Genomic DNA, 13302 nt, shown 5'->3' with positions numbered 1-13302 from the left:
CAGTCAAGTCCTGAATTTTGTGTAAAAAGTGTCAACAATAAACTTCGACATAATCAAAACTATAATAAGTGGACTACACTATTTCGAATTTACATTGAGGGGCGGGCATGATAGCCTGGAGGGCAAGCCAGGGGTTGTTAAACTCCTGGCTTCCTGGCTTTACATCATGCCCGCGGAGGCTCAATGTCAATTCGAAAATAGGCCGTCCAACATACCTAAAACAACTTATCATCTAATTTCTTTGGTATGGAGTATTCCCTACCTTTATTTTTTTGTTTGCTTGTTGTTCTGCAATATCCATTAAAAGTGCCCCTATTAATCTAAACGCTGACTGTGTATTGGGAAAAATCCTTATAACTTGTTCCCTTCTCCTAACCTCTTGATTTAATCGTTCCAATGAATTTGTACAGTGAATATAAAGGTGATATTTCGAAGGTTCGTTTAAGTATTGAATGGCATCTTCGAAGCCATCTTCTAACGTCGATATTGCCTTATCTAGTTTTGGATTTTCTGCAAAATGCTTCACAAATTCCTCTTTAAATTCTCTAGCATCCTCAATTGTTACAGCGTCAAATATTCTCTTTAAGCCAATTTTTACGTCATCCATGTCTTTTTTTGGCAAATGATTAAAGATATTACGTTTAAAATGCACGGAGCAGCGTTGCCAAGTAGTCCCCACAAATTCTTCGGTAATAGCCTTTTTTAAGCCCTTATGTGCGTCAGATATGATTAGTTTAGGTGATTGAAGACCACGAGATTGTAAGTACTGAAAAAATCTTTGCCAAGCCTCATAGCTCTCAGCGTGATCTACTTTTAAACCCAGGATTTCTCGACCATTTTGTTCATTAATGGCGGTTGCAATATAAACTGCCTTAGATACAACACGGTTATGTTCCCTTACTTTAATATACATGGCATCTGCAAACATGTAGGGATAATACATTGTATTTAGGGGCCTATTTGTCCACGTGTTAACAATGGGATCTAACTTTTCTGTTAGTGAAGAAACAAAAGACTTTGAAACGCTCACTCCACATAATTGTTGAATAATATTTTTGACCTTCCGAGTAGATACCCCATTCACAACCATCTCAAGCATGGAAAGGACAAAAGCTTGGTCACACCGGGAATATCTTTCAAAAACGGATGGTGAAAATTCCCCATTACGTGTACGAGGTACCTTTAAGGTTATTTTACCAATATTCAAAAGTAGACCACGTTCATAATAACCATTCCGAGAGTCCTGCCGGTCAGGAGTACGTTCGTAAGCTCCAGCTTGTAAATAATCATCACGTTCTTTTTCCATCACTGTATTTAACACTAGAACTACAGAGGCTTTCATAACGGCGCCTAAATCAGAATTCATAACGGCGTCTTTTAAATCTTCAATATTTAGGTTAAACTGAATTTGAGTCAAAATAAGTTCCTCCTCATTGTTTTCGTCGCTGTTAACATTGTAGACAAGAGGAATTATTTTGACTCCTTTTCTTTTTACACAATTATATGGGCTTAATCCAGGAATCTTTCCATTCTATTATAACAAATGCTTTTTTTATGTGAAAAATGTAAATATCACTTGAATAAGAAGGATTTAAAAGGTAAAAGAAGAATAAGGAAAAGTATTCAATTTAAGGAGGAGTAAGCAATGTACCATACGATTGAAGAATTTATGAATGAATGGAACCATGAGTCAAATTTGACAAAAAAGGCTTTGGATCAACTAACAGATGAATCATTATCATTGAAAGCTACCCCTGAGTATCGCACACTAGGCAGTCTTGCTTGGCATCTCGTTACATCCATTCATGAGATGCTTTCCCGGACTGGACTTGAATTTGCTGCAGCAGAGCATGAGGCAGCAGTTCCAGCTACTGCTAAAGAAATGGCAGACAGCTACTTAATGGCAAGTGAAAATATGATTGCAGCAATGAAAAAACAATGGACAGATCAATCTTTAAATGAAATGGACGATATGTATGGAGAAAAATGGCCAAAAAGTCTTACATTATCTGTTCTGAACTCACACCAAATTCATCACAGAGGGCAATTAACCGTTTTAATGCGTCTAGCAGGACTTAGAGTACCTGGGATGTATGGTCCTTCCAGGGAAGAATGGGCAGAGGCTGGAATGGAAGCTCCTGCGAATTAAATCCAATGAATCGAACTTGTCACAATATTAATGTTATGTATCATTGAAAAAACAGCTATAGAAATTTGTTTGGATTATAGAAATACTTCAAAGGGATATGGAAAGAATATTTTTTATATCCCTTTATCTTTAACCGATTCTGTGCATCAAGTGCTATATAAGTGTATTATATGGAAAATAAAAAGGGCAAAATTCCTTGTACTAGAAATTCACCCGATTTTTTAATATAAAAACAATAAAACTCCTTCTACTTGATAGAAATAATCCCTATTCCTTCTCAATCATCCAATTTATTGTTTCCTTTATTCCTTCTCTATATGTTGTCCGCGGTATGGGTCCTATTTTTGATTCATATTTCTTACCGCACAATATAACGGGATCTTCTGTTAAGTACATCATCTCTACCATCTCTCTCATAAATGGCTGAAATAATCCTAGGAGGAAAATCATTTTTTTTGAAACGATTCTGATCGACTTTTTATATCCGGTTTCATTACGTAAAATCTCAATAATTTCTTCACCCGTTATCGGATGTGCGGATGGGATATTCCAGCTTTGATTGTAGGTATCTTTTCTAGAAGCTAGCTCCACCATCGCCTTTGCACCGTCAAATGTAAAAATAAACTCTCTAGCTACCTTAAGATCACCAACATAATTTGCAGATTTGTTTTGAACCACATTTTTGATAGTTTCATGCAGGATCGTATTTTTTGCGTTAGGTCCGTACAAATCTGGCATATGGACAATTAAATAAGGAACATTACTTTTTTCCAATGTTTGTTCCATTGCAAGCCTGATTTTTCCTTTTTTTGTATGAGGTTCTTTCCTAGCCTCTTCACTCACTTCTAATTTGGAATGCCTTCCATAAGCATAAATATTATCCACTAATGCAATTTTTGCTTGTTGTATATTTGCAGCCCGAATCAAAATATCCATGCATAATGGATGCTTTTCATCCCAATCTTGATATGGAAAGCTCACTGCATGAAAGATTACATCCACACCATTCGCTGCCTCGATTACTTCTCTTTCCACTAATGCATCCCCAGAAATAATAGTTACCTTTGTATCATGCTGGTATAGAGCATGTAATTTTTCTTTTCCTCTAGCAAAAGCAACCACATCCACACCCCGATTATTCAATTCACGAACTAATGCATAGCCTATTCCACCAGACGCACCTAATACTAATGCTTTCTTCATTAATAACTTCCTCTCCTTATTATTAACCACTGGTCAAATAATGTGAAAAAAATTAATACAAACTCTAAATCAGAATATGATTTAGAGCAGTACTATCCATTTAATCCTCTTAATATAAAATTTACATGTGACTTGGCTGCCAGCTTCGCTTCGTCAAAATTATTAACAAATCCACGATAATGAGAAACAAAACCATGAAGTGATATAAATGCAGACCATATATCTATAATTTCATTTTTTTTCGCGGACAAGGATTGGACTGTTTGAGCAAACTTTTGATAACTAAGGTTGGCAGCTGCTTGAGATAAACTATCTACCTCCGTATTTCTTACCATAAACATGATTTCATACTGGCTTTGGTGGTTTAAGCCAAACTCAATAAAGCGAATAAATACGTTAAAGAGTTTTGTTGAGTTATCTTCAGGGCCATGTACTGATTCATCCAGCAAGTTGTTTAGCTTAGAAAAGTCATCTTCTACAATTGCATAAAACAGTTCTGCTTTATTTTTAAAGTGGTAATAAATAGCACCATGACTGCAGTCTAGCTGTTTGGCTATGCTTCGCATGGAAACGTGCTGAAAACCTTGTTTGACAAACTGAGTTCGTGCTTTTTGTAAGATGATCTCTCTAGTCAGTTCTTGAGAAGTAGATTTTCGAGGAGACATCATTTCAACTCCTTTATTGACCATTGGTTAATAACAAGTATAACACTTTTTTGTTCGAGATAAAAGTACCTTTCTTTATCTTGTTTTAAGGCAAGCATACTGTTTATTTTATACCCTATTTGAGCCTATAGGGGTAGATATTTCTTCTATTAATACCTAAAATGGTACAATAACCATGAAAGGATGTGTCAGGATGGCGATTACATTACCGCATATTGAAGATGCAAACCGGACTACATATCTTCCGCCTAAGGGAGAATTTGAACAATTTACTGATGAATCCCACTATGCTGAAAAGGTTCGGGAATGGGGGTTATCAACAACAAAAGAAGTGAAAAAGGAATTCTGGTACAAGGAAAGAGATCATCAGCGCTTGGTTACCATTAAAGGATATGAGAGATATGGGCAATCTGATGAATTTAATACGATCATTATTGAATTTCAAGATGGAAACCTAAGCTGCATTCATCCTGCTTATTTAAAGGAAATGCAGGCATCAAGCTTTGGGAAGGTGTCATTTTCTGACGGTGCTGAACCATCTCCAGCACCTCCCAAGAAAAGCGAGCAGGCTAATGCCGCAAAACCAAAGGATGTAAAAAAAGAGGCACCGCCGAAGAAAGAAAAACAAACTAAAATTGAATTGCCAGAAGAAAAGGTGCATTTTACAGCGACGGTTAAACAGTTTGCATTAAGCTGGAATCATTTCAATGAAGAAAATGATGAAGTCGTCGTTCTCGAAAAAGTTGTGATCGAGCAGGAAAATCCAATTGAAATTGGACTTGCCTGGTGTGCCCACTCTAAAACATTGAAGAAATTTGAACTTGCGCCTGGTGAAAAACTTGAATTCGATGGAAAAATAGTGAAAAAGAAATTGCCTAATGGCAAAGATGTGGAAGAAGAATTTATTGTATCAGATTCCGTTCTATATAAGGTCAATAACCCTTCCAAGTTGAAAAAAAGCTAAGGGAACGTGGTCACGTTCTCTTAGCTTTTTTACTTAATATTACCACCCCTTCCCCCTTCCCTTTTTTGTTACACTTTTATGGTTGAAGGAATTTGAGGAGGGATGAAAGGATGAAAAAATTATATCTGCTGGTTGCAATCATCCTAATTTTTTCAGGAGGATTTCTGGCTGGCTCTTTATATTCTAAGAAAAACAGCTCATCAGATCTTAAAGCAATCGGTCAAAACCCCTCATCCTCGAAAAAAGTGGAATCTAAGGAAACACCAAAACCCGAGCAAGAAGCATCAAAGCTGCTGATTGGCTATGTTCAAGATTTTCGTGATCCGTCTGAAGTGAAATACAGTCAATTAACTCATGTGATCTTTTCATTTGCCCATCCGACTAAAGATGGAAGGCTGTTATTTAACGGTGATAGCGCTCTTTCTAATTTACGTGCAATGGTTACAAAAGCACACCAAAATAAAACAAAGGCAATACTCGCCATCGGGGGCTGGTTCCATATAAATGGCGGGGAGTCATACGATTATTTTAAAGCAGCGATTGCGAGCCATGATACACGGACTAAGCTCGTTAATGAACTGGTGAATCTGGCAGCAGCTGAGAATTTAGATGGGATTGATATCGATTTTGAACATCCGCGATCAAAGGAAGATGCTGAGTACCTCCATGCTTTTACCAAAGAATTAAGTTCTAAGCTTCACCCTCAAGGAAAGGAGCTTTCCATTGCGGTCCATTCGAAGATTCATAGTGTAACTGGAACTGAGCTTGGCTTTGTCGTTTATGAGCCATCTATGTTTCAGTATGTTGATCATGTAAACATTATGGCGTATGACGGCCAATGGGATGGCGGATATAATGCAGCCAATTTATCCCCCTATCCATTTACAGAGGATATCGTAAATTATTGGACTGCTCTTTTTGATACACATAATCTATCAAAAGAAAAGCTTGTTCTCGGAGTCCCTTTTTATGCACAGCCAGAGGACCCAAATAGTAAACAAGTTTCCTATGAGGCTCTTATTAAGAAAAATCCAGATAATGCAGGCAGAGATTCTGTTAACTTAAATGGAACTATCTACCATTATAATGGAGAAGAAACGATTCAAAGGAAAACCAAACTCGCACTTGATCATGGCTTTGGCGGAATGATGATGTGGGAAATTGGACTTGATGCCAAGGGCACGCATAGTTTAACTGCAGCGATCTCTGAGGAAATGAAGGAATCAGGTGATTAGCAGAAGTAACAGGACTTTTTATGATAGGTTTCTTTTGTAAAATATATAGGCTGTGAAAAAAGTTCGAACTCGGGCATCTATAACTTTGCTAAACTTGACCTAAGGCTGACCATGTTCGGACTCGATTGTGCTTTATTTTGCTAAACTTGTCCGAAGACAGACCATGTTCGGACTCGATTGTGTTTTATTTTGCTAAACTTGTCCGAAGACAGACCATGTTCGGACTCGATAGTGCTTAAGTTTGCTAAACTTGTCCGAAGGCAGACCATGTTCGGACTCGATTGTGCTTTATTTTGCTAAACTTGTCCGAAGGCAGCGCATGTTCGGACTTGATTGAGCTTAAGTTTGCTAAACTTGTCCGAAGGCAGCACATGTTCGGACTCGCTTGTGCTTTAGTTTGTCAAACTTGTCCGAAGACAGACCATGTTCGGACTCGATTGTGTTTTATTTTGCTAAACTTGTCCGTAGGCTGAGCAAGTTCGGACTCGATTGTGCTTTAGTTTGTCAAACTTGTCCGAAGACAGAGCAAGTTCGGACTCGATTGTGCTTAAGTTTGCTAAACTTGTCCGAAGGCAGCGCAAGTTCGGACTCGATTGTACTTAAGTTTGCTAAACTTGTTCGTAGGCTAACCATGTTCGGACTCGATTGTACTTAAGTTTGCTAGACTTGTCCGAAGACAGAGCATGTTCGGACTCGAATGTGCTTTATTTTGCTAAATTTGTCCAAAGACAGACCATGTTCGGACTCGAATGTGCTTAAGTTTGCTAAACTTGTCCGAAGACAGAGCAAGTTCGGACTCGAATGTGCTTTAGTTTGTCAAACTTGTCCGAAGACAGACCATGTTCGGACTCGATTGTGTTTTATTTTGCTAAACTTGTCCGAAGGCTGACCATGTTCGGACTCGATTGTGCTTTATTTGGTCAAACTTGTCCGAAGACAGAGCAAGTTCGGACTCGAATGTGCTTAAGTTTGCTAAACTTGTCCGAAGGCTGACCATGTTCGGACTCGATTGTGTTTTATTTTGCTAAACTTGTCCGAAGGCAGCGCATGTTCGGACTTGATTGAGCTTAAGTTTGCTAAACTTGTCCGAAGGCAGCGCATGTTCGGACTCGATTGTGCTTTATTTGGTCAAACTTGTCCGAAGACAGAGCAAGTTCGGACTCGAATTTGCTTTATTTTGCTAAACTTGTCCGTAGGCTGACCATGTTCGGACTCGATTGTGCTTTATTTTGCTAAACTTGTCCGAAGGCAGCGCAAGTTCGGACTCGATTGTGTTTTATTTTGCTAAACTTGTCCGAAGGCTGACCAAGTTCGGACTCGATTGTGCTTTATTTGGTCAAACTTGTCCGAAGACAGACCATGTTCGGACTCGATTGTGCTTAAGTTTGCTAAACTTGTCCGAAGGCAGCGCATGTTCGGACTCGATTGTGCTTTATTTTGCTAAACTTGTCCGTAGGCTGACCATGTTCGGACTCGATTGTACTTAAGTTTGCTAGACTTGTCCGAAGACAGAGCAAGTTCGGACTCGAATGTGCTTAAGTTTGCTAAATTTGTCCAAAGACAGACCATGTTCGGACTCGAATGTACTTTATTTGGTCAAACTTGTCCGAAGGCTGACCATGTTCGGACTCGAATGTGCTTTATTTTGCTAAACTTGTCCGAAGGCAGCGCATGTTCGGACTTAGATATCTATGAAATTGCTAAACTTGTCCAAAGTCTAAAAAAGGAACGAAACTCATAACGGTTTCGTTCCCTTTTTTCATTACGATTAGCAGCAATCCATTCATTACCCCATTCTACAACTCAAATTCCCATTCGTCCTTCAAAATCAAGTAAAGGATAAGTAATGTATCTTCAATTTCACGGCCGCTTTTTCCTTCTAGCGGGATACCAGCTTTTTTAAAGAGAATTTCAGCCACTTGTAATGTAAGTTCATTCCTTTCTTCTAACGGCAATTGAGGAAACCGGCTGCAATATGTTTTAACTAGATTCCATTCCTTTGAAGTTAATGTTTTCAAGATCCATTCTTCAATAAGAAGATCTTCTTTTGTAATGCCTCTTTTTTCAATTTCCCGTTCAATCGCAGTCAGCTTCTTTTTCTTCTTTACTTTTCGCTCGTGCACAACGATTGTCCCTGCGACTAGATCGCCAATCCGCTTATGTTTTGAATGGAAAAAGATCATAATTAGCCCAAGAAAATAATTGGCAGGCAAAGAGTCTATGATTCGGAGCAGATTCCGAATAAAACTAGAAAGAAGGGTTAAACTGTGCCCATTATCCTGTATTACGCGAATGCCAATCACTTTTTTTCCAATTGTTTTGCCACCTGAAAAAAATTCGAAGACAAAAAAATAGCCCCAGTTGATCAAAAATATGAGAATAATCATAATGGCTAAAGGAAGTGAACTCATCTCCAATAGCATAATATCTGCTGTTCCATACATAAATAAGAAAAAAGCAACGATTATTAAAATATTTACAGCCATTAAAATCAATTGGTCGATTATAAATGCAGCCGTTCGACTGCCTAGACCTGCAAGCTGAAATTGAAGGGAGACATATTCAGGTGTTTTAATCCCCACATTCTCTTGATTCATTCAGTTTCCCTCTCTTCTGTTGTTGAATTTCGCTAAAGCGGTTTCTATTTTTCTACAAAATTACTATAATAAGGAGAAAAGAAACATATTTCCATTATTAAAAGTCAAACCTAAAGAAGGTGTAAATATGAATGTAAAACAATTTGTTAAGCAGCACCGGGAAGAATGGAAACAGCTCGAACAGCTCGTGACCATCCTCCATAAAAGGAAAAATCGGATTGCTGGTGCAGATATCGATCAGTTTCATCGTCTTTATCAAAAAGCAGCACAAAACCTGTCATACAGCCAGACATATTTTCCAGCAGAAGAAGTTACACCCTATTTAAATAGTCTAGTTTCGAAATCACATAATCTATTATATAAAGACCAAGTATCAAGCTTAAAGCAAATTCGTTATTTTTTTAGCACGAAATTTATTGGTTTATTAGTAGAGCAATGGAAGTTTGTCATTGCGGCGATGATTTTATTTACACTCGGTGCTGCAGGAAGCTTTATTTCTGTTGTCAATGATCCATTGCATATGTATAGCATCCTGCCGCCAGAGATAGCTCAGGGAGTAGATCCCAACGCACTAGGCTCAAGTGATGGCGAAGTAGATTCATCCTTCATGTCTGCAAGCATTATGACAAATAATATTCAAGTGGCGATTTTAGCTTTTGCTGGTGGCGTAACCTTTGGTCTCTTAACCGTTTATTTATTAATTTATAATGGCATCCTTGTAGGTGCACTAGCTGCCCTCTTTTGGCATTATGGAAAATCGTATGATTTTTGGGCCTATATCGTTCCTCATGGGATGATAGAACTTACAGCCATTTTTATTGCAGGTGGTGCGGGTCTTTTAATGGGCTATAAGCTCTTTGTCCCTGGCAAATTTTCAAGAGGGTACCAATTAAAACAGCAAGCAAAAAGATCAGTCCAGCTTTTACTCGGAACAATCCCGCTCTTTGTCATTGCTGGAATCATAGAAGGCTTTATTACTCCAGCAGACATTTCGCTGGAAGCTAAGTATTTCGTTGCATTTATCACCGTTATTGGGTTAGTCCTTTATGTGTTGATTGGGAAGCTTTTACTTTTGAAAAAACGACCTATAACAGATTTCGATTCATAATATTAATATAGGAAGATACTGCTGCGGTGGCTAATCTTTCTTCTCTGGCCTCTATCATTTGGAGGCCTTGTTTTTCCCATTTGATCTTTTCTTTCTTCTTTAATAGCATTTGCTGCTGAGCAATACTTTTTATCATGGCGATTTGTGCATTTTCTGGGGGCATTTGTATTCTTTTTTGGAGGGTCATATCTTCAATCCCAATCATAAGAAACAAATGCCGCTGTCTAATTCTTTTTAAGTATATTAAAGCACTTTCCTCGTGCAGGAATGTACGAACATCACTGAATAATAGAATGAGACTTCGCTTCTTCTGCATCGTTTCTAAGTAATGCAAAATGGCTGCATAATTGGATTCAGATGCATCCACTTCAATGTTATATATCGCTTGGAGAATGGTCTGCAAGTGTGCCATCCCTTTTGCTGCGGGAATGAAGACTTTAACATCCTTTGAAAAAGCCAGAACTGACACATAATCCCCTTTTTGGAGTGCAGCGGCTGCTACTGTGATGGCAGCCTCTAATGATTTTTCTAAACGGTTGCCTTTTTTCAGTTCAGCTCCCATCATTCTTCCGCAATCAATTAAGATTGTCATGTATTTTCCATGTTCAGGTTCATATTCATTTGTCATGACTTCCCGCAGCTTTGCTGTCTGTCTCCAGTTGATATTCCTTGGGTCATCCCCTACAACATATGATCGTATTTTAGCAAACTCACCAACGCCACTTTGCTGCTTTCGAATTTTTACGCCTTCATACAGTAAAAATTTTTGCGCATTTTCCAAGTATTGCTTTGTTTCTGTTAAATCAGGAATTACTTTAACAGCATGAGTTTGTTCAATTGTTAGCTGTTTTTCCCAGAAACCTAAAGGACTTGAATAGCGAAAATAGATTTTATCGATTTCATACTCGCCTCTTACAGGAGCAATCACTTCATATGAAACTAGAGCTTTTGAGTGATTAGACACATTTCCGCATAATGGAAATTTCTGAATAAAGGATTGTGGCACTCCATCAATCAAACGGAAGGATAATGCAAATGGCGAATCATTTGTTATTTCAATTTGTACTTGATAAGTAATGCCTCTTTCCATTTCTGCAGGAGATATTCTTTTAAAAGAAAGCTCCTTTTTTTTCGGCGAAAACAATAAATCGAATAGACTTGCAATTAATACAAGTATATTGACGGTCAGTAAAAATGGCCAAGGAATGTCCCAGATGGATACAACGATTAAAGCAATAGATAGAAGGGAAAAAAGCCATAATAATCGTTTGGCTGGTAAAATCCCTCTACCTTGGAACAGGAATCGAGCCCACAAGCTCTTCAATGATTTGGTCAACAGTCAATCCCTCCAATTCCACATGCGGGGAAAGTTGAATGCGATGTCTTAAAGCCGGTTTGGCAACCATTTTTACATCATCTGGTGTCACATAATCACGACCTGAGAGGTACGCCCAGGCTTTAGCAGCCTTCCCTATTGAAATGCCCGCTCTCGTACTCGCACCGAAACGAATCGATTCAGTTTCCCTAGTTCTTCTTACCAACTGCATGATATAATCAATCACTGACTCCTCCATAGTCACACTTTCAATCTCTTTTTTGATTGTAAAAAATGTGTCCATATCGAGAATGGATGACAAAGCTTGTTTTTCAAATTTATTTTCAATTACTTGTTTTAATACTTTTTTCTCCTCATCAAAAGTTGGAAATTCAATGTGGAGCTTAAATAGAAAACGATCCTGCTGAGCTTCAGGCAGCGGATAGGTACCTTCAAATTCGATTGGATTCTGCGTGGCCACAACAAAAAATACATCGGGTAATTGATACGTTTCCCCTTGAATCGTTACTTGTTTTTCTTCCATCGCTTCAAGAAGTGCAGCTTGTGTCTTCGCTGGTGTACGATTGATTTCATCAGCTAAAAGGATATTCGTAAAAACTGGTCCTTTAATCGTTTGAAACGTGTTATCTTTCATATTATAAATGGTGCTTCCAGTAATATCACTTGGAAGCAAGTCAGGGGTGAACTGAATTCTGCTAAAGTCTCCTCCGAGAAGAGCAGCTAGTGTTCTGACCATTTGTGTTTTCCCTGTGCCAGGCACGCCTTCTAAAAGGACATGCCCCCCTGCTAAAATAGCAGATAAAAGGAGTCTAAGATTTGTATTCTGACCTAAAATTCGGTCCTCATATTTTTCCAATAAAGATGTAATTTCTGTATTCAAGATTCCTCCACCTCTTTCCTTAAACGGTCAAGCTTTTTTGACCATAGCAAGTATTCTTGCTTGTTTATATTTTCTTTTTGCAGGATTGTGATAAGCTCAATTAAAAATGTTTTAATCTCTTGTGCAGGTATGTTTGTCCACTTTCGTTCTAATGGAGCAGAAAGATCCTTCCATTCTTTGCTGACCGGAATTCCCCATCGTTCCTGAATCAAAAGCTTCACATAATCAGCTTGGATCAATAACGATTCATGGTATCGGCGGCCTCTTATGTACCATGCAGACAAAGCACGAATGCCTTCATCACTAAATCGAACGCTTTCCTCCCTCGGGATAAAGATTGGTCCAAATCGCTTTCCGCGTGCCAATAGCCATAGAATGGCAATAAGCACACCTTGAAGCATCAAAAGTAAAAACCATTTTGGATACAATGTAAAAAATGTTGAGCTGTTTTGCGCTCCATGAATATATTCATCAAATAAGAGATTCGTATTCTCTTCTTCATTCATTAAAGATAGGATGAGAGAAAGATGATCAGCATCTAAAATGCTTCCATTGATTATCCATTCAGGTGAATTAGAGACAATTAATTGGCCTTTGCCAAAAGAACGTTTTAAAGCAAGTACTCCTGCATCATCTTTCAGGAGGACATCATCCTTCTCATTTGATTGAAGACGAATTGGCGAATGCAAATCAGCACGATAACCTGACCCATTTTTGTCAATAACACGTAAGTCATCACCCAAATACTCATCTGAGCTTAAATGCTCAATTTCAATATCAAACATCCCTTTCGGATTTGTATGAAACAAGAGAATTGTATTCCCTTTTTCCATAAACGCCAAATATGCTTCCATTTCTTCTTTTTCAGGAATAAAATAAGGCTCCACCATTAGAAGCAAATGCCCATCTTCATTTTTTGGCAGCTTCTCAGGAGAATGCGACCATCTTTTCACTTCTTTTTTATCCTTTAAATATGTATAAAAAGCTTTGATTCCAGTTGGTGATGGTGAATCTGACACATAATTAGGATAGTCCTTTGGCTGTTTAGAAAAAGCGAAATAACTAATGAGTATAAATAGAATTAGAAGAACACTTAGCCATAACCATGCTCGTTTCTTTTCAAGTGTCTTGTGCAAATTAGCAGCTACCTCCTTTCTTCTCCTAT

General features: G+C 38.2%; 11 protein-coding genes. 4 read left to right on the top strand and 7 right to left on the bottom strand.

Translation table 11 applies throughout. The features are described 5' to 3' along the window. Positions 1 to 232: 232 nt before the first annotated feature. Complete coding sequence (locus C1726_RS24270) at positions 233 to 1417, bottom strand: IS256 family transposase (protein ID WP_102272155.1); 1185 nt, start codon at positions 1415 to 1417, stop codon at positions 233 to 235. Between the two features lie 228 nt (positions 1418 to 1645). On the opposite strand from C1726_RS24270, the gene C1726_RS24265 reads away from it, so the two are divergent. Next, positions 1646 to 2149, top strand: coding sequence for a DinB family protein (locus C1726_RS24265; RefSeq protein WP_102275506.1), 504 nt, complete (start codon positions 1646 to 1648; stop codon positions 2147 to 2149). A gap of 267 nt (positions 2150 to 2416) precedes the next feature. Here C1726_RS24265 and C1726_RS24260 read toward each other — a convergent pair whose 3' ends face one another. Next, positions 2417 to 3352 carry an SDR family NAD(P)-dependent oxidoreductase gene (locus C1726_RS24260; protein ID WP_102275505.1) on the bottom strand — a complete coding sequence of 312 codons (936 nt, stop codon included), beginning with the start codon at positions 3350 to 3352 and terminating at the stop codon, positions 2417 to 2419. 92 nt (positions 3353 to 3444) lie between these two features. Further along, positions 3445 to 4017, bottom strand: coding sequence for a TetR/AcrR family transcriptional regulator (locus C1726_RS24255; protein ID WP_102275504.1), 573 nt, complete (start codon positions 4015 to 4017; stop codon positions 3445 to 3447). A 193-nt stretch (positions 4018 to 4210) separates the two neighbouring features. Between C1726_RS24255 and C1726_RS24250 the strand changes: the two genes are divergently transcribed. Both C1726_RS24250 and C1726_RS24245 read left to right on the top strand, forming a co-directional pair. After that, positions 4211 to 4981 (top strand): hypothetical protein, encoded by a 771-nt coding sequence (locus C1726_RS24250; protein ID WP_102275503.1) that lies wholly within the window; start codon positions 4211 to 4213, stop codon positions 4979 to 4981. Between the two features lie 110 nt (positions 4982 to 5091). Continuing rightward, positions 5092 to 6216 carry a glycoside hydrolase family 18 protein gene (locus C1726_RS24245; RefSeq protein WP_102275502.1) on the top strand — a complete coding sequence of 375 codons (1125 nt, stop codon included), beginning with the start codon at positions 5092 to 5094 and terminating at the stop codon, positions 6214 to 6216. 1796 nt (positions 6217 to 8012) lie between these two features. Here C1726_RS24245 and C1726_RS24240 read toward each other — a convergent pair. Continuing rightward, positions 8013 to 8813 carry an RDD family protein gene (locus C1726_RS24240; protein WP_102275501.1) on the bottom strand — a complete coding sequence of 267 codons (801 nt, stop codon included), beginning with the start codon at positions 8811 to 8813 and terminating at the stop codon, positions 8013 to 8015. Between the two features lie 127 nt (positions 8814 to 8940). Between C1726_RS24240 and C1726_RS24235 the strand changes: the two genes are divergently transcribed. Beyond that, positions 8941 to 9921, top strand: coding sequence for a stage II sporulation protein M (locus C1726_RS24235; protein ID WP_102275500.1), 981 nt, complete (start codon positions 8941 to 8943; stop codon positions 9919 to 9921). On the opposite strand, the gene C1726_RS24230 is transcribed toward C1726_RS24235, so the two are convergent. From C1726_RS24230 to C1726_RS24220, 3 genes are read right to left on the bottom strand one after another with little or no spacing between them, the layout of a single operon-like run. Next, entirely contained in the window at positions 9899 to 11257 is a 1359-nt protein-coding gene (locus C1726_RS24230; protein ID WP_102275499.1) for a DUF58 domain-containing protein, read from the bottom strand. The genes C1726_RS24235 and C1726_RS24230 overlap by 23 nt on opposite strands. Then, positions 11208 to 12137, bottom strand: coding sequence for an AAA family ATPase (locus tag C1726_RS24225; protein ID WP_102275498.1), 930 nt, complete (start codon positions 12135 to 12137; stop codon positions 11208 to 11210). The genes C1726_RS24230 and C1726_RS24225 overlap by 50 nt, the downstream gene beginning before the upstream one ends. Next, positions 12134 to 13273 carry a DUF4350 domain-containing protein gene (locus C1726_RS24220; protein ID WP_102275497.1) on the bottom strand — a complete coding sequence of 380 codons (1140 nt, stop codon included), beginning with the start codon at positions 13271 to 13273 and terminating at the stop codon, positions 12134 to 12136. The genes C1726_RS24225 and C1726_RS24220 overlap by 4 nt, the downstream gene beginning before the upstream one ends. Positions 13274 to 13302 lie beyond the last annotated feature (29 nt).

This window comes from Cytobacillus massiliigabonensis (assembly GCF_900199725.1).
GTDB classification, from domain to species: domain Bacteria; phylum Bacillota; class Bacilli; order Bacillales; family Cytobacillaceae; genus Cytobacillus; species Cytobacillus massiliigabonensis.
Note: the sequence above shows the minus strand (reverse complement) of the source record. Positions and strands in the feature narration are given on the sequence as shown.